19 protein-coding genes are annotated in these 22,741 nt (G+C 63.3%); 6 read left to right on the forward strand and 13 right to left on the reverse strand.

Annotated features, from left to right (window positions below; all coding sequences use genetic code 11):
• Positions 1 to 461: 461 nt before the first annotated feature.
• Both eno and kdsA read right to left on the reverse strand, forming a co-directional pair.
• Positions 462 to 1,736, reverse strand: a complete 1,275-nt coding sequence (eno, locus tag C8348_RS09790) for a phosphopyruvate hydratase (RefSeq protein ID WP_106753158.1) — start codon at positions 1,734 to 1,736, stop codon at positions 462 to 464.
• Between the two features lie 84 nt (positions 1,737 to 1,820).
• Positions 1,821 to 2,660, reverse strand: coding sequence for a 3-deoxy-8-phosphooctulonate synthase (kdsA, locus tag C8348_RS09795; protein ID WP_106753159.1), 840 nt, complete (start codon positions 2,658 to 2,660; stop codon positions 1,821 to 1,823).
• A gap of 205 nt (positions 2,661 to 2,865) precedes the next feature.
• Between kdsA and galU the strand changes: the two genes are divergently transcribed.
• The 3 genes from galU (at position 2,866) to C8348_RS09810 (ending at position 5,695) form a co-directional block, all read left to right on the forward strand.
• Complete coding sequence (galU, locus tag C8348_RS09800; RefSeq protein ID WP_106753160.1) at positions 2,866 to 3,756, forward strand: UTP--glucose-1-phosphate uridylyltransferase GalU; 891 nt, start codon at positions 2,866 to 2,868, stop codon at positions 3,754 to 3,756.
• A gap of 113 nt (positions 3,757 to 3,869) precedes the next feature.
• Positions 3,870 to 5,165 (forward strand): nucleotide sugar dehydrogenase, encoded by a 1,296-nt coding sequence (locus C8348_RS09805; protein ID WP_106753161.1) that lies wholly within the window; start codon positions 3,870 to 3,872, stop codon positions 5,163 to 5,165.
• A 92-nt stretch (positions 5,166 to 5,257) separates the two neighbouring features.
• On the forward strand, positions 5,258 to 5,695 hold the full coding sequence (locus C8348_RS09810; RefSeq protein WP_208983688.1) for a DUF4864 domain-containing protein: 438 nt from the start codon (positions 5,258 to 5,260) through the stop codon (positions 5,693 to 5,695).
• A gap of 18 nt (positions 5,696 to 5,713) precedes the next feature.
• Here C8348_RS09810 and tgt read toward each other — a convergent pair whose 3' ends face one another.
• The 6 genes from tgt to coaD all read right to left on the reverse strand — a co-directional run bounded on the left by tgt (position 5,714) and on the right by coaD (position 10,075).
• Positions 5,714 to 6,865: a tRNA guanosine(34) transglycosylase Tgt gene (gene tgt, locus C8348_RS09815; RefSeq protein ID WP_106753162.1), complete on the reverse strand. Its 1,152-nt coding sequence runs from the start codon at positions 6,863 to 6,865 to the stop codon at positions 5,714 to 5,716.
• Positions 6,862 to 7,980 carry a tRNA preQ1(34) S-adenosylmethionine ribosyltransferase-isomerase QueA gene (gene queA / locus C8348_RS09820; protein ID WP_106753163.1) on the reverse strand — a complete coding sequence of 373 codons (1,119 nt, stop codon included), beginning with the start codon at positions 7,978 to 7,980 and terminating at the stop codon, positions 6,862 to 6,864. The genes tgt and queA overlap by 4 nt, the downstream gene beginning before the upstream one ends.
• A 48-nt stretch (positions 7,981 to 8,028) precedes the next feature.
• On the reverse strand, positions 8,029 to 8,439 hold the full coding sequence (locus C8348_RS22105) for a VOC family protein (RefSeq protein ID WP_198646994.1): 411 nt from the start codon (positions 8,437 to 8,439) through the stop codon (positions 8,029 to 8,031).
• A 1-nt stretch (position 8,440) separates the two neighbouring features.
• Positions 8,441 to 8,875, reverse strand: coding sequence for a peptidylprolyl isomerase (locus tag C8348_RS09830; RefSeq protein WP_106753350.1), 435 nt, complete (start codon positions 8,873 to 8,875; stop codon positions 8,441 to 8,443).
• A gap of 117 nt (positions 8,876 to 8,992) precedes the next feature.
• Entirely contained in the window at positions 8,993 to 9,484 is a 492-nt protein-coding gene (locus tag C8348_RS09835; protein WP_198647008.1) for a peptidylprolyl isomerase, read from the reverse strand.
• A gap of 93 nt (positions 9,485 to 9,577) precedes the next feature.
• A complete protein-coding gene (coaD, locus tag C8348_RS09840) occupies positions 9,578 to 10,075 on the reverse strand; it encodes a pantetheine-phosphate adenylyltransferase (protein ID WP_208983699.1) in 498 nt (165 codons plus the stop codon).
• Between the two features lie 212 nt (positions 10,076 to 10,287).
• Between coaD and C8348_RS09845 the strand changes: the two genes are divergently transcribed.
• On the forward strand, positions 10,288 to 10,542 hold the full coding sequence (locus tag C8348_RS09845) for a hypothetical protein (protein WP_157950415.1): 255 nt from the start codon (positions 10,288 to 10,290) through the stop codon (positions 10,540 to 10,542).
• Positions 10,543 to 10,724: 182 nt separating this feature from the next.
• Positions 10,725 to 11,063 carry a hypothetical protein gene (locus C8348_RS09850; RefSeq protein WP_106753166.1) on the forward strand — a complete coding sequence of 113 codons (339 nt, stop codon included), beginning with the start codon at positions 10,725 to 10,727 and terminating at the stop codon, positions 11,061 to 11,063.
• A gap of 118 nt (positions 11,064 to 11,181) precedes the next feature.
• Here C8348_RS09850 and gyrA read toward each other — a convergent pair whose 3' ends face one another.
• Positions 11,182 to 13,872 carry a DNA gyrase subunit A gene (gyrA, locus tag C8348_RS09855; protein ID WP_244293984.1) on the reverse strand — a complete coding sequence of 897 codons (2,691 nt, stop codon included), beginning with the start codon at positions 13,870 to 13,872 and terminating at the stop codon, positions 11,182 to 11,184.
• Between the two features lie 295 nt (positions 13,873 to 14,167).
• Between gyrA and C8348_RS09860 the strand changes: the two genes are divergently transcribed.
• Positions 14,168 to 14,806, forward strand: a complete 639-nt coding sequence (locus C8348_RS09860; protein WP_106753168.1) for a MarC family protein — start codon at positions 14,168 to 14,170, stop codon at positions 14,804 to 14,806.
• 31 nt (positions 14,807 to 14,837) lie between these two features.
• Here C8348_RS09860 and C8348_RS09865 read toward each other — a convergent pair whose 3' ends face one another.
• The 4 genes from C8348_RS09865 to C8348_RS09880 form a co-directional block, all read right to left on the reverse strand.
• A complete protein-coding gene (locus C8348_RS09865) occupies positions 14,838 to 18,071 on the reverse strand; it encodes an efflux RND transporter permease subunit (protein WP_106753169.1) in 3,234 nt (1,077 codons plus the stop codon).
• The gene (locus tag C8348_RS09870) at positions 18,068 to 19,084 is read right to left on the reverse strand and encodes an efflux RND transporter periplasmic adaptor subunit (protein ID WP_208983690.1); all 1,017 of its coding nucleotides are present in this window, start codon (positions 19,082 to 19,084) and stop codon (positions 18,068 to 18,070) included. The genes C8348_RS09865 and C8348_RS09870 overlap by 4 nt, the downstream gene beginning before the upstream one ends.
• A gap of 191 nt (positions 19,085 to 19,275) precedes the next feature.
• Positions 19,276 to 21,216 carry a L,D-transpeptidase family protein gene (locus C8348_RS09875; protein WP_106753171.1) on the reverse strand — a complete coding sequence of 647 codons (1,941 nt, stop codon included), beginning with the start codon at positions 21,214 to 21,216 and terminating at the stop codon, positions 19,276 to 19,278.
• Between the two features lie 488 nt (positions 21,217 to 21,704).
• On the reverse strand, positions 21,705 to 22,277 hold the full coding sequence (locus tag C8348_RS09880) for a single-stranded DNA-binding protein (RefSeq protein ID WP_106753172.1): 573 nt from the start codon (positions 22,275 to 22,277) through the stop codon (positions 21,705 to 21,707).
• Between the last annotated feature and the right edge of the window lie 464 nt (positions 22,278 to 22,741).

The raw sequence follows: 22,741 nt of genomic DNA on the forward strand, positions 1-22,741 counted from the left end.
TACATCCTGCTGCGCATCGTCCATGCCACCCAGCGCGCAATCCCTCAGCCCCGCGCCTTTGCCCGCCTCCTGCGCCTCAACATCATGCACAAACGGCCAATCGACCACCTCAGCAAAGCCCCGCCAACCCCGCCAAATGACACAAGGCAGATGCAACTCCCAGGCCTACAAACTTAAACCGGACAGCAGTGCCTTGTGCGGGGATCCATGTTGCCGGAACATGTCTCGCGAAATCACTACCCTCCCGGGCCGCAGCGCTGGATCCCCGCACAAGGCGGGGATGACGCCAGTGTGATGTTCGTTCGCTGAAATCCTTGTCGATTCGCAGAAAATAACACCATGAAACGTAACGATATGCCTTTGGCGGCGCAGGCACGATCACAGCCCCCTTGAAGGCCAGTGATCAAACAAAAACCCCGGTGTCGCCACCGGGGTTCTGCAGTTCAGGAGACCCGTGCTGATCAGGCCTTGAGGATCGAGCGGCCGGCATAGCGGGCCTGGCTGCCCAGTTCCTGTTCGATGCGCAGGAGCTGGTTGTACTTGGCAAGCCGGTCTGAGCGGGCGAGCGAGCCGGTCTTGATCTGGCCGCAGTTGGTGGCGACCGCGAGGTCAGCGATGGTCGCATCCTCGGTTTCACCCGAACGGTGCGACATCACGGCGGTGTAGCCAGCCTTGTGCGCGGTCTCGACGGCATCGAGCGTCTCGGTCAGGGTGCCGATCTGGTTGACCTTGACGAGGATCGAGTTGGCCGTTGCGCTGGCAATGCCCTGGCGCAGGCGTGCGGTGTTAGTGACGAAGAGATCGTCGCCGACGAGCTGGACGCGGTTGCCGCAGAGCTCGGTGACGGCCTTCCAGCCAGCCCAGTCGTCTTCAGCCATACCGTCCTCGATCGAGATGATCGGGTAGCGGGCACTGAGATCGGCGAGGTAGGCAGCCATCTGGTCGGAGTCCAGCGTCTTGCCTTCGCCTTCCAGAACGTACTTGCCGTTCTTGTAGAACTCGGTCGAAGCCGCATCAAGGGCGAGGTAGATGTCTTCGCCCGGCTTGTAACCGGCCTTTTCAATCGCCTTCATGACGAAGCCGATGGCAGCGTCGGTCGATTCCAGGTTCGGCGCAAAGCCGCCTTCGTCACCGACGTTGGTGTTGTGGCCTGCGTCCTTCAGTGCCTTCTTCAGCGTGTGGAACACTTCCGCACCCATGCGCAGGGCTTCGGAGAAGCTCTCCGCGCCAACCGGCATGATCATGAATTCCTGGAAGTCGATCGGGTTGTCGGCGTGGGCACCGCCGTTGATGATGTTCATCATCGGCACCGGCAGCAGACGGGCGGAGGCGCCACCGACATAGCGGTAGAGCGGCAGGCCGGACGACTGGGCAGCGGCCTTGGCGACGGCAAGCGACACGCCGAGAATGGCGTTGGCACCCAGGCGGGCCTTGTTTGCGGTACCGTCCAGCTCGATCATGGTCTGGTCGATGTGGATCTGGTCTTCCGCATCGAGGCCGCCGATCGTGTCGAAGATCTCGCCGTTCACGGCGTCAACCGCCTGCAGCACGCCCTTGCCGAGATAGCGCGAGCCAACATCGCGCAGCTCGACAGCCTCATGGGCGCCCGTCGAGGCACCGGAGGGAACGCCGGCGCGGCCAAAGGCGCCGTCTTCCAGAAGAACATCCACTTCAACAGTCGGGTTGCCGCGGCTGTCCAGGATCTCCCGGGCCGTGATGTCGACAATGGCGGTCATATGCATCTCCCTGTGATGAGCCCGCAGGTTGGAGGCTGCGGGAAGTTTTCTGCGCGGGCGCTCCCGCAAACTGACGGCGAAGGATCAGACCTGAGCAGTTTTTACCACACGGTCGATGTCACGCACCTGACGGAGCAGCGCTTCGAGATCCTTGATCGGCACCATGTTCGGACCATCGGACGGGGCGTTGTCTGGATCATCATGGGTCTCGATGAAGAGACCGGCAATACCGGCAGCTGCAGCTGCGCGGGCCAGCACCGGCACCATGGTGCGGTCGCCGCCAGTCGAGGCGCCCTGCCCGCCCGGCTGCTGCACGGAATGGGTCGCGTCAAACACCACCGGCGTGCCGGTGCGCGCCATGATCGGCAGTGCGCGCATGTCAGTGACCAGCGTGTTGTAGCCGAAGGACGCGCCGCGTTCGGTCAGGAGCACGTTGGGATTGCCGCTTTCAACGATCTTGTCGAGGACGTTCTTCATGTCCCAGGGGGCGAGGAACTGCCCCTTCTTCACGTTGACGACACGGCCCGTGCGGGCTGCGGCGATCAGAAGATCGGTCTGGCGGCAGAGAAACGCCGGAATCTGCAGGATGTCGACGGCTTCGGCGACCGGCGCACACTGGTCCTCGGTGTGGATGTCCGTGATCACGGGCATGCCGAAGGTCTCGCGAATCTCGGCAAAGATCGGCAGCGCCTCCTTGAGGCCAATGCCGCGCTTGCCCTTGAGCGACGTGCGGTTGGCCTTGTCAAAGGAGCTCTTGTAGACAACAGGAATGCCGAGCTTGCCTGCGATCTCCTTTACCGCTGCTGCCATCTCCAGCGCGTGATCGCGGCTTTCCATCTGGCAGGGCCCGGCAATGAGGCTGAACGGCGCCTGGTTGGAGAAAGTGACATTTCCAACGGTGACGTCCGTGTTGGCGCTCAGCATGGGGGATCCTTCAAGCTATCCTTTTGTCGGAGACCCGACGGGGGTTGCATACCTGCCTTTTCGGTCGCCCGCAACTCAAGAACTGCGCCACAAAGAAGGCACTTTTAGCAGTCTCAGTCATCGCATATGACTACGGAAGAATCGGTGGCTGTCAGAACGTGTGGTGGTCCGCACATCAGTCGTCAGACGCAGGAGAATGAAGAAAATGGTCAGGCCAATCCGCAAGGCAATTCTGCCGGTCGCAGGTCTGGGAACCCGGTTCTTGCCCGCCACCAAGGCGGTGCCGAAAGAAATGCTGACCATCGTCGATCGCCCGATCATCCAGCATGTGGTGGATGAGGCGCGGGAAGCCGGCATCGAGCACATTGTCTTCGTGACGGGCCGCAACAAGCAGGTCATCGAAGATCACTTCGACATGGCCTATGAGCTGGAAGACACCCTGCGCCGCCGCAACAAGGCCGCGGCCCTCGAACTGCTGAACTCCATGCGCCCGAATGCCGGAGGCACCAGCTTCACCCGCCAGCAGGAACCGCTTGGACTTGGCCATGCCATCTGGTGTGCCCGCGACATCATCGGCAACGAGCCTTTCGCGATCCTCCTGCCGGACATGATCATCAAATCTGAGAAGAGCTGCCTTGCCCAGATGGTCGAGGTCTATAACGAGACCGGCGGCAACGTCATCGCGGTCGAGGAAGTGCCGGAAGACCAGACGCACCAGTATGGCATCGTCAAGCTGGCCGATGGCCCGCGCAAGGCCGCCATGCCGATCACCGGCATGGTCGAAAAGCCGGCTCCGGGAACGTCTCCGTCGAACCTGATGATCACCGGCCGCTACATCCTGCAGCCGGAAATCTTCGACCTCTTGTCCAGCCATGAAAAGGGTGCCGGCGGCGAGATCCAGCTGACCGACAGCATGATCAAGCTGATGCAGTCGCAATCCTTCACCTCGCTCGCCTTCGACGGCCGGTCCTATGACTGCGGCTCGAAGATCGGTTTCCTCGCCGCGAACCTCGCCTTCGGTCTCGACCAGCCGGATCTGGCCGCCGACTTGCTGCCGATGCTGCAGGACGTGATCCGAGCCAAGACCGGCGCGTGAGGGCGCGAGCCTTGCCTTCGCAGAAGCCAGCAGTCTAGACAGTTCGGGCCGGGCCGGCAAAACGGCCCGGCTCTTCGTCTTTTGAGAGCACCCCAGCAGAGACGGTCTTGCCCATGTCCTCCCCCGATGCGCGCCCCACCCTTGCAATCATTGGCCTCGGCTATGTCGGCCTGCCGGTGGCGGTCGCCTTTGCAGCGGCGGGCTATCCGGTCATCGGTTTCGACATCAACGCGCAGCGGATCGGCGAACTACGGGACGGTCATGATCGCACCGGATCGGTTGCCAGCAATCAGTTAGCCAGCGAAGTATTACGTTTCACCAGCGAAGAAACGGCGCTGAAGGCGGCCGATGTGGTGATTGTTGCCGTACCGACGCCGGTTGACCGGGCAAAACGTCCCGACTTCGGCCCCTTCCTGTCGGCTGCCCGGGTCGCAGGCCGCAACCTGAAGCCTGGTGCGATCATCGTCTTCGAATCGACCGTCTATCCGGGGGCGACGGAAGAACTGGCCGTGCCCGAGATCGAGGCAGCATCCGGCGGGCGGCTTCACGCTGATTTCCATGTCGGCTACTCCCCCGAGCGGATCAACCCCGGCGATATTGAACGTGGCTTTGCCGACATCACCAAGATCGTCTCCGGCAGCTCCGACTCCGTCACCGACCGGCTCGTCGCGCTCTATGGCAGCGTGGTGACGGCCGGCATCCACCGCGCCCCCTCGATCCGCGTGGCCGAAGCGGCCAAGGTGATCGAGAACACCCAGCGCGATCTGAACATCGCCCTGATGAACGAGTTGTCCGTCCTGTTCCACGCCATGGGCATCGACACGCGCGATGTGCTGGCGGGGGCGGCCACCAAATGGAACTTCCTGCCATTCCAGCCCGGTCTTGTCGGTGGCCACTGCATCGGTGTCGACCCCTACTATCTCACCCACAAGGCACATGAGATCGGGCTGACGCCGCAGGTGATCCTGGCCGGGCGCGGCACCAACGAGCACATGCCGGCCTTTGTCGCCGGCAAGATCATCCAGGCCTGCGTCCGCCTTGGCAGAACCATGCCGCCGAAGGTTGCCGTGCTCGGCCTTACCTACAAGGCCAATGTGCCCGATACACGCAACTCCAAGGTCGTCGACCTCATCACCGAACTGCAATCCTTTGGCGCCGATGTGCGGGTGCATGATCCGCTGGCCGACGCGGACGAAACCGCCCATGAATATGGCCTCAGCCTGTCCGCGCTGGAGGATCTTGCCGGTTCGGATGCGGTGGTTCTCGCTGTCCCGCACCGGGATTTTGTCGCTGGCGGCTGGGACTTTGTCAGCGGCCTCCTGCAAGGCGGCAAGGGCCTCGTGGCAGACCTGCCGGCAACACTGGACCGGACCGCATGCCCGGCCGGGATCATGCTGTGGCGCCTTTGATGGGGACAGTCAAGCAAACGTGATCTCTGGCAAGATCCCGTAGAGGAATTCAGGCGTATGCTGATTTTGTGTCACCTCGAAGGAGACCAGTCATGCGCATGGGTACCTCACTTCTTGCTTTGGTGGTGTGCGGATTTCTTGGATTGTCGGCAAGCCTCACGAATGTTCGCGCGGAAGGAGCCCTTGATGGCACCGAGTTCCGCAAACTGATCCAGGGACAGATGGCGGCCTTCCGCCGCAATGATGCGGCCGGCGCCTTTGCTTTTGCAACCAGCGGTCTGCAGAAACAGTTCCAGAGCCCGGACATCTTCATCGCCATGGTGAAGCAAGGCTATCTGCCGGTGTTCCAGCCGAAGGACGTCAGCTTCGGACGCCTGAAGGAAACGACCCAGGGGCCCGTGCAGGAGGTGTTTGTCACCGGCCCTGCGGGTGACAACTGGGTCGCGCTCTACAGCTTTGCCCGGCAGGACGACGGAACCTGGGGCATTTCTGGCTGCGTGCTGCGCAAGGACAAGGGCTCAGCCGCCTGAAGCCCAGCAGCCCTCAGATCAGAGCGGGGCGATGTCGCCCCGCGCCCAACCGTCCTTGACCGACGCGCGGTAGTCCTGGAACCGGCCGGCCTCGATGGTATCCCGCATGCCCTGCATCAGCTGCTGATAGTAGGCAAGGTTGTTCCAGGTCAGCAGCATGGCCGCCAGCCCTTCGCCAGCCTTCACCAGATGGTGCAGATAAGCACGGGAATACTGCCGTGCCGCCGGGCAATCACTTTCCTCGTCCAGAGGACGGGGATCGTCAGCGTGGCGGGCATTCTTCAGGTTGATCTTGCCGCGACGGGTAAAGGCGAGACCGTGGCGGCCGGCGCGGGTCGGCATGACGCAGTCGAACTGGTCGATGCCACGGGCGACGCTCTCCAGAATGTCCTCCGGCGTTCCAACGCCCATCAGGTAGCGCGGCTTGTCGACAGGCATGGCCGGGGTTGTGACCTCCAGCATCCGCAGCATCACCTCCTGCGGTTCGCCGACAGCCAGACCACCGACTGAATAGCCCTCGAAAGGCATGGCAGCCAGGCTTTCGGCGGAGCGCACCCGCAGATGCGGAACGTCGCCGCCCTGCACGATGCCATAGAGCCCCTGCCCCTTGTCGACACCGCCCATGGCCTCGAACTTTGCCCGCGACCGCTCGGCCCAGCGAAGCGACAGCTGCATCGCGCGTTCGACTTCCTTTTCCGGGGCCGGCAATGCGATGCATTCGTCGAGCTGCATCTGGATATCAGAGCCCAGCAGGCCCTGGATCTCGACGGACCGTTCCGGCGTCAGGTGATATTTCTGGCCGTCAATATGGCTCTGGAAGCGGACACCGGTCTCGTCGAGCTTGCGCAGCTGTGCCAGCGACATGACCTGGAAACCGCCGGAATCGGTCAGGATCGTATGGGGCCACTGCATGAAGTGATGAAGCCCGCCGAGCCTTGCCACCCGTTCGGCGCCAGGACGCAGCATCAGGTGATAGGTGTTGCCGAGGACGACATCCGCGCCGAGTGCGCGCACCTGATCGGTATACATCGCCTTCACCGTCGCCTGTGTGCCGACCGGCATGAAGGCCGGTGTGCGCACCTGGCCGTGCGGCGTGGTGATTTCACCGCGCCGGGCCATGCCATCGGTCGTAATCAGGCGGAACGAAAAGCGCTTCGGCGCATCGGTCATGAATTCAGCTCTTCCTCGGATGCGATGCTGCCGCTGGCGGGAAACAGCAGCGAACTGTCGCCATAGCTGTAGAAGCGGTAGCCTGTCTCGATTGCATGGGCATAGGCCGCGCGCATGGTGTCAAGCCCGCTCAGCGCGGACACAAGCATGAACAGCGTCGAGCGCGGCAGGTGGAAATTCGTCATCAGCGCGTCGACCGCGCGAAAGCGATAGCCCGGCGTGATAAAGATGCGGGTTTCGCCGGCAAAGGCGGCCAGCCCGCGCTGCCCCTGGGCCGCACTTTCCAGAATGCGCAAGGACGTCGTGCCGACCGCAACCACCTTGTTGCCCCGTGCCCGCACCGCCCGAAGAGCAGACGCCGTTTCTGAGGAGACTTCGCCCCATTCGGCATGCATTTCATGCTCGTTGGTGTCGTCTGCCTTGACTGGCAGGAAGGTTCCGGCGCCGACATGCAAGGTCACGGTGTGACGTTCGATGCCCCGAGCATCGAGCGCGGCAAACAGCCGGTCGGTGAAGTGAAGACCGGCGGTCGGGGCGGCAACGGCCCCTTCCCGCTCGGCGTAGATCGTCTGATAGTCGGTCCGGTCCTGCGCATCCTCACCGCGCTTGGCCGCAATATAGGGCGGTAGCGGGATGTGACCGACGCCATGAATGGCGGCATCAAGATCGGGCCCGGCAAGGTCAAACACGAACAAGATCTCGCCCGTGTCCTTTTTCTCCGCCACTGTGGCATCGAGCACGCCGGACAGGCAGGCTGTGCCTTCAGCAGGCTGCCCGAAGCGGACGCGATCCCCGACCACAAGCTTCTTGGCCGGCCTCACGAAGGCCCACCAGCGATCCGGACCGGCGCGCAGATGCAGGGTCGCACCAATGCGGGCAACCGCGTCTGCGCGTGTGCGCGTGCCCTCAAGCTGTGCCGGGATGACCTTGGTGTTGTTGAAGACCAGCGCATCACCCGGGGCCAGAAGCGAGGGCAAGTCGAGCACGCCGAGGTCTTCCAGTTGCGCGTGTTCTGACGGGCGCACGACAAGCATCCGCGCCGCATCACGAGGACGCGCCGGCCGCAAGGCAATCCGCTCCGGCGGAAGATCGAAGTCGAAGTCGTCTACGCGCATCTGTCCGGTCACTGAAACTGGTTGGCCCGCCGATGTCTGGCGGAGCGATCAGAGATCCCAGCTCCGGTTCTGAAACACCAGCCGGTGGCCGTCAGGATCTTCAAATGTCATGCCGAACTCAGCCCAGTACGGGTTTTGCGGCGGAACAGGCTGATAGCCGCTTGCCTGCATCCGGTCAACGCTCACACGCCAGATGGCTGGATCGGGGAGATAAAGAACAAGCAGACTTTCAGTCTCTTGTACCGGGGGCACGGAAAATCCGTCCCGCTCGAACAGGGCCAGATGCCAGGGAGATTTCACACCTCCGACGATCAGGCCGCTGTATCCGGCATTGCCGGAAAACCGCGAGAGCACCGACAGTCCGGCGCCCTCGCAGTAGAAATGTTCCAGTGCGGCGAGGCGGTTGGTTGGCCTCGCCACACGCAGCACCGGATGAACAGGATCCGGCGTGCCTGGCATGTCAGGCGTCTGCTGCAACTTTCAGCGAGACGATCTTGTCCGGGTTCTTGACCGGCTCGCCGCGCTTGATCTTGTCGACGTTTTCCATGCCGGAGGTAACTTCACCCCAGACGGTGTACTGGTTGTCGAGCCAGGGGGCGTCGGTGAAGCAGATAAAGAACTGGCTGTCGCCCGAGTTCGGATCCATCGCGCGGGCCATGGAGCAGGTGCCGCGCTTGTGCTTTTCCTTGGTGAACTCGGCTTTCAGCTTCTTGCCGGAGCCGCCGGTGCCGGTGCCTTGCGGGCAGCCGGTCTGGGCCATGAAACCGTCGATCACGCGGTGGAAGACGATGCCGTCGTAGAAGCCTTCGCGCACCAGCTCCTTGATGCGGGCGACATGGGCCGGAGCCAGGTCCGGGCGCATCTCGATGACGATCGGGCCCTGGGTCGTCTCCATGAGCAGCGTGTGCTCGCTGTCCTTGTATTCAGCCACTTGTATCTCCAGTTCTGTGGTCTGTGGTCCGGAGGCGCTCACGCCTCCTCCTGTGGCCCGGCAATCCGGGCCACGCGAAAATCAGCTGGCGTCGGCCGCCAGGCGCATCTTGATGATCTTGTCCGGGTTGGTCACAGGCTCGCCGCGCTTGATCTTGTCGACAAACTCCATGCCATCAACGACTTCGCCCCAGACGGTGTACTGGCCATTCAGCCAGTCGCCGTCGTTGAACATGATGAAGAACTGCGAGTTGGCGCTGTCCGGATCGGAGGCACGCGCCATGCCGAGCACGCCGCGCTTGAACGGCGCCTTGGAGAACTCAGCCTTGAGGTTCGGCTCGTCGGACCCGCCGGTGCCCGTGCCGGTCGGATCGCCGGTCTGGGCCATGAAGCCGTCGATTACGCGGTGAAAGACAATGCCGTCATAGAACCCGGACTTGGCCAGCTTCTTGATGCGTTCGACATGCGCGGGGGCAAGGTCAGGGCGCAGGCGGATGGTCACCCGGCCGTCCTTCAGGTCCAGATACAGTGTGTTCTGCGGGTCCAGGGTTTCAGCACCAGCGGCGGCCGGCATAAACACCAGCGGCAGCAACAGGGCGATGAGAGCAAGAAAGCGCTTCAATCGGAACTCCATTAAGGGGCGAGGCGGCGCGGGAGCGCTGCCGGGTCAGGCGCTGGCGCGGGCCACCAGGGGACCTGCCACAGGCGCGGGAACGAAGGCGGTGATGTCTCCGCCCATGCGCGCGATCTGGCGGACAAGCGTGGCGGTGATATGGCGGACCGGCGGCGAGGCGGGGAGAAAAACCGTCTTGATATCCGGGGCAAGCGTCCCGTTCATGCCGGCCATCTGCATTTCATAGTCGAGGTCGGTGCCATCGCGCAGGCCACGGACGAGAACCAGCGCGCCTTCCTTGCGGGCGACGTCAATCACCAGCGTGTCAAAGGCAATCACCGAAATCCTTGCTGTCACATCGGCGCCGAAGGCGGCAAGTGATGAGGCGCGGATGAGCCCGACCCGTTCCTCGAAAGTGAACAGCGGTTGCTTGCCGGGATGAATGCCGATGGCCACGACAACCTTGTCGGCCAGCGAGAGCGCCTGGCCGAGGATGTCGATATGGCCGTTGGTCACGGGATCGAAGGATCCCGGGTAGAGTGCTGTACGGATCATGAGAGTTTGATAGCGCCGATGCACAAATGCCACAAGCGCAGACATTCAAATCGCTGCTGGACATTCGTCGTGATGGCCCCGTCCTCCATCGCCGTTCAAGGATGAGATCGTTCACACAGGGGTGACAGACCATTTACCAGCACCCCATGGACCTTTTGCCGGCAAAGGCCCATATGGGCTGCATGATGAACACGTTCCTCCGATTCAAGATGCCAAGTGCACCCGTCCTCGCCTGGTTTGCCGCCATTGGCGCTTTCGTTCTCCTTGTCGGCGCCAGTGCGGCCCAGATCGACGCGCTCGCGCCCTCCGTCCCGGAGCCGGCGAAGATAGAATATGTGCCGAATGATCCCTACGGCTGCTACGAGCTCGAGTTCCTTGGGGAAGATCCGGCCTGCGCCCGGCCCTATGCGCCGATGCCGATGCCCGGCCCGATGGCCAGCATTTTGGGCTTCGAAAACGCCTGAAACGACAACTTTAAGCAGTGTGACCAGCAAAAGGAACGCGGATTACCGCGTTCCTTTCTTCGTTTTCAGCGGCGCGGTAAAATCATCAAGGCACAAACCTGTGACCCTCATCACGGAATCAAACACAGCAACATGGTGTTCTGGCCTCATAACCTGACCAGTCCGGCGGGGGAGACAGAGCCATGAAGATCGAGAAAATCAACAGCCCGAAACACGCGTCCGATGCCTACAGCCTTGCCGGGATCGCAGCCCTGCTTGCGGTCGCCATCGTCACCGTGATCGCTTCGGCCGCCCTCGCCTTCGCCCAGATGCCGGCAAATGCCGGGTCCATGACCAAGGGCAATCGCCTGTCCTCCGAGCTTCCCATGTCCTGCAAGGGCCAGACCTGGGGCAACTGGAACGCCAGCTGTCTGGAGAGCCTGTCCGGCAAGGCCGGTCTGCGCATGGTCGGCGCGACTACGGCGGCAGACCAACCGGTCGCAAACACCACGGTCCTGGTGCGTCAGGCGCCGGCGGGCTGACCGACAAACATCTGCCAAGCTTGCCCCAAAACACTGCCCAATCCCTCCCAATTCACGACAAAAGGCGCCCCGGTTTTCCGGAGCGCCTTTTGCTTGTCTGATACCGATCTGGACCGGCTTATTCACCGGCCTCGGACGGGCTGCCGGCGGCGCCAGCATCGTCGCCCTCGGCTTCATTGTCGTTGTCCTCCTCGCTGACGCGTTCCACGGCAACGACCTGCTCGTCATCGGCCGTGTTGAACACGATCACACCCTGGGTGGCGCGACCGGCGAGACGGATGCCGTCGACCGGGCAGCGGATCAACTGGCCACCATTGGTGACGAGCATGATCTGGTCCTTGTCCTCGACAGGGAAGGAGGCGACGAGCGGACCGTTGCGCTTGGTCACTGCCATGGCCGTGATGCCCTTGCCGCCGCGGCCGGTGACCCGGTACTCGAAGGACGAGGTGCGCTTGCCGAAGCCGTTTTCCGAAACGGTCAGGATCACCTGCTCTGCCGCGCCCATCTCGGCATAGCGCTCCTGCGGCAGGTCGCCGGCTTCGGCGGCCGCCTCATCGGCATCGTCGGAACCGGTCGCGGCTTCGTCAGTCTCACCGCGCATCAGGCGGCTGAGCTTGAGATAGGCCGCGCGTTCTTCCGAGGTCGCCTCGAAGTGACGCAGGATCGACATCGAGATGAGCCGGTCGTCATCGGCAAGGTTGATGCCGCGCACACCGACGGAGTTGCGGCCGGCAAAGACGCGCACTTCGGTGACGGCAAAGCGGATGCACTGGCCACCGGCTGTCGTCAGCATGACATCGTCGTTCTCGGTGCAGGTCTCGACCGAGACGATGCCGTCGCCCTCGTCGAGCTTCATCGCGATCTTGCCGGCGCGGTTGACCTGGGTGAAGTCCGACAGCTTGTTGCGGCGGACCGTTCCCTTGGTCGTTGCGAACATCACGTCGAGATCGCCCCAGCTGTCCTCGTTCTCCGGCAGCGGCATGATCGACGAGATCTGCTCGCCCGGCTCGAGCGGCAGCATGTTGATGAGTGCCTTGCCGCGCGAGGTCGGGCCGCCAAGCGGCAGACGCCAGACCTTCAGCTTGTAGACAATGCCGCGCGAGGAGAAGAACAGGACCGGCGTGTGGGTGTTGGCCACGAACAGGCGGGTAACGAAATCCTCGTCCTTGGTCGCCATGCCCGACCGGCCCTTGCCGCCCCGGCGCTGGGCACGGTAGGTCGCCAGCGGCACGCGCTTGATGTAGCCGGTGTGGCTGACCGTGACGACCATGTCCTCGCGCTGGATCAGGTCCTCGTCCTCAAGGTCCGCGCCGCCTTCGACGATCTGGGTCTTGCGCGGCGTCGCGAATTCGGTGCGGATCTCGATCAGTTCCTCGCGGATGATCTGCTGGATCCTTTCGCGGGAACGCAGGATTTCCAGGTAATCCGAGATTTCCAGACCGAGCTTGTTCAACTCGTCGGCGATTTCGTCACGGCCAAGGGCTGTCAGACGCTGCAGGCGCAGGTCGAGAATGGCGCGGGCCTGCTCCTCCGACAGGCGATAGGACCCATCGGCATTGACCGTATGGCGCGGGTCATCGATCAGCAGGATCAAGGGCTCGACATCACGGGCGGGCCAGTCACGGCCCATAAGCTGGGCGCGGGCAGTCGCCGGATCCGGTGCCGTGCGGATCAGGTGGATGACCTCGTCGATGTTGGCAACCGCAATGGCAAGACCTACCAGCACATGAGCGCGGTCGCGCGCCTTGGCCAGCAGGAAGCGGGTGCGGCGGCCGATCACTTCTTCGCGGAAGGCAATGAAGGCCTTCAGCATGTCGGTGATGGTCATCAGTTCGGGGCGGCCGCCATTCAGCGCCACCATGTTGCAGCCGAAGCTCTGCTGCAGGGCCGAGAAGCGGTAGAGCTGGTTCAGGATGACGTCAGCCACCGCGTCTTTCTTCAGCTCGATGACGACGCGCATGCCGGAGCGATCGCTCTCGTCGCGGATGTCGGAGATGCCCTCGATGCGCTTGTCCCGCACCAGCTCGGCGATCTTCTCGATCATCGTCGACTTGTTGACCTGATACGGGATCTCCGTGACGATCAGGGCCTCGCGCCCGGCGCGGATTTCCTCGATGTCGACCTTGCCGCGAATGACGACGGAGCCACGGCCCGTCTCATAGGCCGAACGGATGCCGGACCGGCCAAGAATGATACCGCCAGTCGGGAAGTCCGGACCCGGGACGATTTCGAGGAGCTCGTTCAGCGTCATGGCCGGATTGGCCATGATTGCGATCGCTGCATCGATCACTTCGCCGAGGTTGTGCGGCGGGATGTTGGTGGCCATGCCAACGGCGATGCCGCCGGCGCCATTGACGAGCAGGTTCGGGAACTTTGCCGGCAACACGACCGGTTCGGTTTCCGAACTGTCGTAGTTTTCCTGGAAGTTGACCGTGTCCTTGTCGATGTCGTCGAGCAGCTTGTGCGCGACCTTCTGCAACCGGCACTCGGTGTAGCGCATGGCCGCCGCCGGATCGCCATCGACGGACCCGAAGTTGCCCTGACCGTCAATCAGCGGCAGACGGAGCGAGAAGCTCTGCGCCATGCGGACCAGGGCGTCATAGATCGCGCTGTCGCCATGCGGGTGGTATTTACCCATCACATCGCCGACCACGCGGGCCGACTTGCGATAGGGCTTGTTCCACTCGTAGCCGTTCTCATGCATCGAATAGAGAATGCGCCGATGCACAGGCTTCAGGCCATCACGCACATCCGGAAGGGCGCGGCTCACGATCACGCTCATGGCGTAATCGAGATAGCTGCGCTTCATCTCGTCAGTGATGGAGATGGGACGAATGTCGGAGGGCGAAGCGCCACCCGACGGGGGGGAATCCTGTTCGGCCAAGGATGCGTTCCGTATGCTTTTTATGTTGTTCTGCTTATAGCCGATTCCGCCCCATCCACCAAATTGACCAGACAGATTCGGGGAGGATTTTCTCTATTCAAACCAATAGCTTGCGAAGAATATTCACAGCAGCACGAAAACAATGGGGCCAAAAGACGGCATTCGGTCAAAAGGCTCTGATATAAGGGAACCGCTGACCGGACGTTGCACGAGGTGGACCATGCCCGAATTTCTTCTCAATGCCTTCGCCACCTTGTTCGTGACCATCGATCCGGTCGGCCTGGCGCCGATGTTTCTGGCGCTGACCGCCGGGGTCTCGGCGGCTGATCGCAAGCGGATCGCTTACCGCGCCACCATCACCTCCGGCATCGTGCTGTTCGTGTTTTTCTTCTCCGGCAAGACAGTCCTCGACGTGCTTGGCATCTCGGTTTCGGCCTTTCGGGTCGCTGGCGGCATCCTGCTCTTTGTCATTGCATTTGAAATGGTTTTTGACCATCGCAACAAGCGCAAGAGTGAGACGGCGGAAAAGGTGGTCGAGCATCATCCATCCGACCTGAATGCCATGGCGGTGTTTCCGATTGCCATTCCGCTGATTGCCGGCCCGGCCGCGATCTCGGCGATCATCCTTCTCGCCAGCCAGGCCCCGACACAGGTCGCCTATGCCGGCCTTGCCGGGGTCATTGCAACAATCCTGCTCAGTTGCCTGCTCGCCTTCCTGCTCGCCGACAAGATCGAGCGGATGATGGGAGACACGGTGCAGATGGTTGTCACCCGTTTGCTCGGCGTGCTTCTGGCCGCGCTGTCGGTGCAGTTCATTGCGGATGGCATTATTGCCTTCGCCTCAGGTACGCCGGGCTGACCTGCCCCGGCGTACGAGCCGTCTGTGATGGTCAGCGCGAACGCTCCGGCCGTCCGTCGTCGCGCAAGGCGATGTAGATGGCCGGAATCACCAGAACCGTCAGCAGCGTTGACGAGGCGAGCCCGAACAACAGGCTGATGGCGAGCCCCTGGAAGATCGGATCGGTCAGGATGACCACAGCGCCGATCATTGCCGCGAGGGCCGTCAGCAGGATCGGCTTGAAGCGGATCGAGCCGGCCTCCAGCAGAACATCGCGCAAGGGACGCTCCGGGCTGCGGGCGTGACGGATGAAGTCTACCAGCAGGATCGAGTTGCGCACGATGATCCCGGCCAGCGCGATAAAGCCGATCATCGAGGTGGCGGAGAACGGGGCCGCAAATGCCCAGTGCCCGAGCAGGATGCCGATGAGGGTCAGCGGCACCGGCGTCAGGATCACCAGCGGCAACGCGAAGGACCGGAACTGCGCCACCACGAGAAAATAGATCCCGAGCAGAGCTACAGCGAATGCGGCGCCCATGTCCCGGAAGGTGATGTAGGTCACCTCCCACTCACCGTCCCAGAGCAGCACCGGAACTGCGTCGCTGACGGGCTGGCCATGATAGGCGATCTCCGGCCGGGACAGTCCGGCCCAATCCGCACCGGCGATGGCGTCTGCGACCGCAAGCATGCCATAGACCGGCGCTTCGAAGTCGCCAGCGAGTTCTGCGGTCACCAGTTCCGCTGGCCGGCCATTGTGGCGATAGATGAGATGCGAGGCCGGCTCGCGCATGAGGCGCACCACGTCACCGAGTTCCACGACGCCGCGACTGCCCGGCAACGCATTCGCCGGGACCGGTGTGGCCAGCAGGCGTTGACCGAGTGTCCGGTCCGATTTGGGCAGGGCAAGGACGATGCCGAGTGGCGCCCTGCCCTCGCCGCGATGCGAATAGCCGACCGGTGTCGTGCCGAGCAATGTCTCGATGGCGGCAAAGACGTCCCGCTCGCTGACGCCATGGAACTCGAGATTGTCGCTGTCGATGGCAATGCGGATGCGCTCGGACGGCTGTCCCTGACTGAGGTCGATGTCGACGATAAAGGGCACCGAGCCAAACAGGTCTGCCACCTTGTCGGCGATGGCGCGGCGGGTGTCCGGGTCGGGGCCATAGATCTCCGCCTGCAAGGTTGACATCACTGGCGGGCCCGGCGGGACCTCGACGACTTTCACCGACGCGCCGCCCGGAAGCTGAAGGCCCTTCAGCCTGTCACGGATATCGAGCGCCACGGCATGGCTTTCGCGCGTGCGGTCGGATTTCGGCTTCAGGTTGACCTGGAGATCGCCCTGCTCCGGCGCATCGCGCAGGAAGTAATGCCGAACAAGACCGTTGAAGTTGAAAGGCGCCGCAGTTCCCGCATGGGCCTGGATCGAGGTGATTTCCGGCAGGTCCTGGACCAGGCGCACGGCCTGGGACAGAGCCCGTTCGGTCATCTCCAGCGCCGTCCCCTCCGGCATGTCGATCACCACCTGCAACTCGGACTTGTTGTCGAAAGGCAGCAGCTTGACGGTGACATCGCGGGTGTAGAGCAGCCCCGTGCTGGCGAGCGTCGCCATGCCGACGATGATCAAAAACACCCAGGACCGGCTGCGGCTCACCAGAACCGGCCGCGCGACGGCGCGAAACAACGCGCCCAACCGCCCACCATCGGCCGCCTCGTCATGGCCATGCACGGCGCCACGTCCGGCAATGCGGAGCATGGCCCAGGGGGTCAGCACCACGGCGACAAAGAAGGAGAACAGCATCGCGGCGGAGGCGACCGCCGGGATCGGGCTCATGTAGGGGCCCATCAGGCCGGAGACGAACATCATCGGCAGGAGCGCTGCCACCACGGTCAGGGTGGCCACGATGGTTGGATTGCCGACCTCGGCGACCGCAGCAATAGCGGCCTCCGCCCGGTTGCGACCGTCGTTCATGGCCCAGTGACGGGCAATGTTCTCGATCACCACGATGGCATCATCCACCAGGATGCCGATGGCAAAGATCAGGGCGAACAGGCTGACACGATTGATGGTGTAGCCCATCATCTGGGCGGCAAACAGCGTCAGCAGGATGGTTGTCGGGATGACGATCAGGACGACGAGCCCGGCCTGCCAGCCGATCGCAAGTGCCACCAGGATCACGATGGAGACGGTGGCGAGCGCCAGATGGAACAGCAGTTCGTTGGCCTTCTCATTGGCCGTCTCGCCATAGTCGCGGGTGATATGGACGTTGACGCCGTCCGGGATCATCGTGCCTTTCAGGCTTTCCAGCCGGCTGCGCACCTCTTCGGAAATGACGACCGCGTTGGCTCCGGCGCGTTTGGCAACCGCAATCGAAACAGCGGGGACTGCGGTGAAACTGCCGGTGCCATCCGGCGCGTAATGCCAGACGCGCCGCTCTGCGGTGCCGCCATCAACCGTGATCCGGGCAACGTCCTTGACATAGACCGGCCGGCCGTCGCGGCTGGTCAAGAGGAGATTCCCGATCTCGCCGATATCGCCGAGCGTCTGCCCGGCCACGATCTGGGCGGACTTGCCATCCTGCCGCACGGTTCCGGCCAGAAATGAGCGATTGGCACCCTGGAGCTTGGCCAGAAGCTGGTCGAGGGTGATGCCTAGTCGGGACAGGCCTTCCGGGTCCGGCTCAATGCGGATCTGCGCCGCGCCGGTGCCGACCAGATAGGTCAGGCCGATATTGTCCAGCCGCGCCAGTTCGGAGCGCACTTCCTGAGCGAGACTATAGAGGGCCGGAGCATCCCAGCTGGCAGCGCCGGCCGGATCGGGCGCCAGCGTTGCCACCACGATGGCGACATCGTCGATGCCGCGACCAACCACGAGCGGCTCAGGAATTCCGACCGGGATCCGGTCGAGATTGGCGCGGATCTTTTCGTGAACGCGCAGGATGGCGCTGTCGGACGGGGTGCCGACGAGAAACCGCGCCGTGACCATGACCCGGTCATCCAGGGTCTGGCTGTAGACATGCTCGACGCCGGCGATGGCCTTGACGATGGTCTCGAGTGGTTCGGTCACCAGCTTGACCGCGTCGGGCGCCTTCAGGCCGTTGGCCGGCACCAGAATGTCGACCATCGGCACCGAGATCTGCGGCTCTTCCTCGCGCGGCAAGGTGGCAAGCGAAATCATGCCGACGACCAGCGAGGCCAGGAGCAGCAGCGGCGTTAGCGGCGAGGCAATGAAGGCAGCTGTCAGACGGCCCGACAGGCCAAGACCGGGACCGGAGCTGGGCGCAGTCATGGCAGCACCACGACATCGCCGGCAGTGAGGCCGCTGAGGATTTCGACCTGATCCCCCTCCGGCGTTGCCAGCACGCTGCCGCGCTGGACCACCACCTCTCCTACCGCGCCCGGTTGCCGGATCGTGACATAGTCAAGGCCATTGCGCGTCGTCAGCGCCGCTACAGGGACCGCAAGAACGGTGCGCTTGCCCGTCCCGATTTCAACCGGCACCCGCTCACCGACAAAGAAGTCCCCGAGGCTTTCGGCCGCCGCATCAGCAATCACGCGGCCCTGCTGCAACTCCGGATAGACCTTGACGATCCGCCCGTCCCGGGCGGTGCCTTCGGTGGACGCGAGGATGCGGACCAGATCGCCCTGGCGGGTTGTGCCGGCATGGCGCTCGGGTAGCTGCAGGCGCAGCAGAAAACCGTCCTCCGCGATCTCCGCCACCGTCTCTCCGGGCAGGATCACAGACCCGATCGTGACGGGAACCGACAGAACCCGGCCGTTCGTGGCGGCGATGACATCGCCCTCGCGCTCCTGCTGGTCCAGCACATTCCGCTCGGCCTCCGCCGCTCGCAGGCTTCCACGCGCCACATCAAGCTGGGTTTCCAGCTGGTCGATTCGTGATTGGGAAATGGTACCGCGCGCGAACAGCTGCCGGGCTCGGTTGACCTCGCTCTCGATATTCGCCGCCTCTGACGCGGTCGCCGCGATCCGCGCGTCCAGCGCCTGCCGGCGCAGCGCAAGCTTCTCGTCCAGCACCCGGGCGATGCGGTCGCCCTGGCGCACGGCACTGCCTTCGTCGACCGACAGTTCAATCACGGTGCCAGCATTGCGGGCGCGGGCGGACACACGCACCGAAGGTTCGACGGTGGCATAGACCGACTTCCAGTCCGTCACCTCGACTGGGGCGAGAGTCAGGTCGGCAGCGCCGGCAGGCCCCGAACAGGCCACGCTTGCTATCGCCAGAGCCAGGGCAACACGAAAGAGACGGGCGCGCCAGGGGCCGTCAGGGGCGGGCAGGATCACGGGCTTCATCCTTAGTTTCGATTTTCCGAAAGAATAGGGGGATCGGGGATCCGGCGCCAGTGTGTAGTTTCCCGAAAGCTGCCGAGAGCTGAGCCGGACGCAAGGCGCGCGAAACACAAAGGCCCTCCCCGGCTTTTCGCCAGAGAGGGCCTTTCGGCAGGGTCACAGATGGAGCAGGCGGGCAGGCAAACTCAGGCGCGGACACCGCCCCGGGCCTTGCGTGTTGCCTCCAGAGCTTTCTGCACGAATGAATCGCGGTCATAGATGTCATCATGGTAGCCGATGCTGCCGTCATCTTCCGGCCAGGCCGTGAAATAGACGAGATACACCGGGATCCGCGCCGTCACAGCTTCGGAATTGTTCTTGCCGGTGGCAATCCGCTCCGCGATATGACCGACCGGCTTGCCAAGCACGGCGGCGGCCATGGCGCGCGGATCGGACAGGCGGACGCAGCCGCTGGAAAAGGCACGAACATCCTTCTTGAACAGATGCCGCGACGGCGTGTCATGCATGTAGATGGCATGCTTGTTCGGGAACAGGATCTTCAGTTCGCCAAGCGCATTGTCATCACCCGGACGCTGGCGGACATTGACATTGATCCGGCCTTGCGCGACCGCGACCCAGTCGACATCGGCAGACGACAGCGGCTTGCCGGCTGCTGTCGTCACCTCGAACCCGGCGCGGTCGAAATAGCCTGGGTCCTTGGCCAGGATCTCCAGCTTCTGATTGACCAGAATGGAGCGCGGCACCCCCCAGAACGGATTGTACTCGACGGTCTTGATCTCGTCATAGAACACGGAGGTCTGCGTGCTCTTGGTGCCAATCACCGTGCGCATCGACAAGGGCGCCTTGCCCGGCTCGTAATAGACGGCAGTGAAGGACGGCTGGTTGATGAACACCCGGCGTGCGCCCAGATTCTCCGGCAGCCACCGGATCTGTTCCAGCGCCAGTTCCACCTTGGCCGTGCGGGCCGCGTGGCTATCGCCCGTCAAGGCCCGGATCGTGCCAGCGCCGACAACACCATCAGGATTGAGGCCCGCCTCGGCCTGATAGGCCTTGACCAAGGCGACCAGTTCCGGCGTGAATTCCGGCGTGTCGGCGTAATTTCCGAGTGTCTCGATATGCGCCGCCTCCAGCGCCGGGGAAGCGCGATGGCGAATGGCAGAGACGATATTCGTCAATTCGGCGTTGGACTGACCCGGCTTGATCAGCGTGCCGGCGGCAATGCTGATCTTCGGCCCCTGATCCCTGGCCGCACGCAGCCGTTCCAGTTCCGCGACCAGCGCAGCGAACTGCGGCGAGGCCGGTTGCATCGCTTCAAGCGCCGGGCCCGGAGCGGATGCCCGCTTCAGCGATGTCAGGACCTCACCGAGGTCCACCTTCTGGCGCGGCAGGTCGTGGTAACCGGAAATCCGGTTCGGATCGATCCGGCCCCGTTTCGCATCGAGCACATAGGTCAAGGCCGCAACCGACAGGCGCATCTCATAATCAATCAGCGCCGCGCGGGTCGCCTCCTGGTCAAGCCCGGCCAAAACGGGCAGATCGACCGCGTAGTCGGCGGGATCAAGGCCGAAGCGGGCAGCCTCGGCCAGTGTGGCGGCAACGGCCTGGGCCCGCGCATTGGGCGCTCCGCCAGCAACCCAGATGAACTCCGGATTGTCGCGGTAATGCGCCTTCAGCGCTGCCCCCACTTCCGGCAACGCCATGATCTTCATGGTCTTCAGCGCCGGACGCGCAAGGTCGAACTCCGACGGATCGGCCGTAACGGCAATGACAGCGGCATTTGCCTGGCCAGCGGCCGACGCGGTGCCCGAGGCGGCCTGGACCTCCGCAAGACTTGCCAGGGACAGGCTCTGATAGGGATCGGCCTTGTAGGTGTAATATTTCGGGCCCGTCACCTTGTTGGCAGTGATCATCGCACGATCAAGCGCCTGCGCTCGCTGCACTGGAGCGACCGGTTCCAGCCGCTGTGCGGGCTGATAATCGGGATTGAAGAACCGGTCGAGGAGAGACTGGGCGGAAGCCGGGCTCGCCGCGCACAGGCAGGCCACAGCCGCGCCCGCAAGCAACAGGCTCAAGGGAAATGAGCGCCCGGTGGCGCGGTTGAGATCCGGACGGCAAACCGAACGCATGTGTCTAAAAACCTCTGATCAAATCATGTCGCGGCACCACAACCGGCAGCAAACCCTGCCGTATGTGTCCGATCCCATCATGGCGAATATCGGGCGCAGGACAGGATACTAGCGCAACCCCAACGCAAAAGTTAACGCAAAGATACTTTTCATCACGACCTGGTGACGGAGCCGGGTTCAGAGCACTGATGAAAACCCTGATCCAGCGCTGCAACCACACGCCCGGACACGCCGGCCCTGCCCGGGGTCTGCTGCGAAGGGGCTGTCCCGGCGTGCGCACGCGTCCCACCGATCCTGTGCGACTGCGCCAGGACCGGACAGGGATCGCCCGCCAAACCTCGACAAAGGCTCGGCTTCAAACAGGTAGGGCTTAAATCAGGCACGGCTGGCCACGGTAATTGCGCCGGAGAGCGAAACGTCCGCCGACTGCCATTGCCAGCCCCTACCGGTCAATCGCCAGTCCGGTCGCGGGTGGATGTCGTTTGCGGTCAGAACGGAATTTCGTCGTCCATGCCGCCGCCGAAGCCGCCGCCCCCACCGGAACCGCCACCAGATCCGCCAGACGAGCCGCCGCCGTAGCCACCGCCAGAACCACCTGATGAACCACCACCATAGCCGCCACCGGAGGAGCCGCCATAGCCGCCCGACCCGCCGTCATAGCCACCGCCGGAGGAGCCGTAGTCGGACTGGCCGCCGCCACCGCCTTCACCGCGCCCGTCCAGCATGGTCAGGGCAGAATTGAAGCCCTGTAGCACCACTTCGGTGGAGAACCGTTCCTGGCCGCCCTGGTCCTGCCACTTGCGCGTCTGCAGCTGGCCTTCGATATAGACCTTGGCGCCCTTGCGCAGGTACTGCTCTGCGATCTTGCACAGGCCCTCATTGAAAATCACGACCCGGTGCCATTCGGTGCGCTCGCGCCGCTCACCCGACCCGCGGTCACGCCAGGTCTCGGACGTCGCGATCCGCAGGTTGGCAACCGGCTTGCCATCCTGGGTGCGGCGAATTTCCGGATCGGCCCCGAGATTGCCGACCAGAATGACCTTGTTGACGCTTCCCGCCATGTTCCGGGCTCCTCTATATCTTACTGTCGCAAGGGCTCCGGTCCGGTGTACACCCGGCGGAGTCCTGACTGCTTTTCTTCCGCCGCAAGGACGGCATGATCGGGCGGACCCTAGCGCCTAATCAATCCCGCCGCATCCGCGCTTTGCCTTTTCCACAAAGGGAAGCGCCTTGACCGGGGATCCAGGAACTGCAAAACGGCCGCAAAGGGCCTTGTTCTTTCTTTGTTCTTGTTGTAGCAAAGTTCCATGCGTCATGCAACGGCCTCACGCTCCCCCGTCTGGTCCAAGCACTGCGCTGCCGCGTAAGGGAAATCTGAAAGCATGTCCGGGTCAGGTCGTGGTGGTCCGACCCCGCCTCCCCGCGCGCGCCTGTTTCGGGCCGCCGCTGTTTCGCGGTTGAGGCAGCGGCTGCGTTGCGTATAACAGCTGAGACTTTTGCCCGGGTTCCGGGCCAGCCAGGATCG

Source organism: Pannonibacter carbonis (genome assembly GCF_003012935.1).
In the GTDB taxonomy this organism is placed as follows: Bacteria; Pseudomonadota; Alphaproteobacteria; order Rhizobiales; family Stappiaceae; genus Pannonibacter; species Pannonibacter carbonis.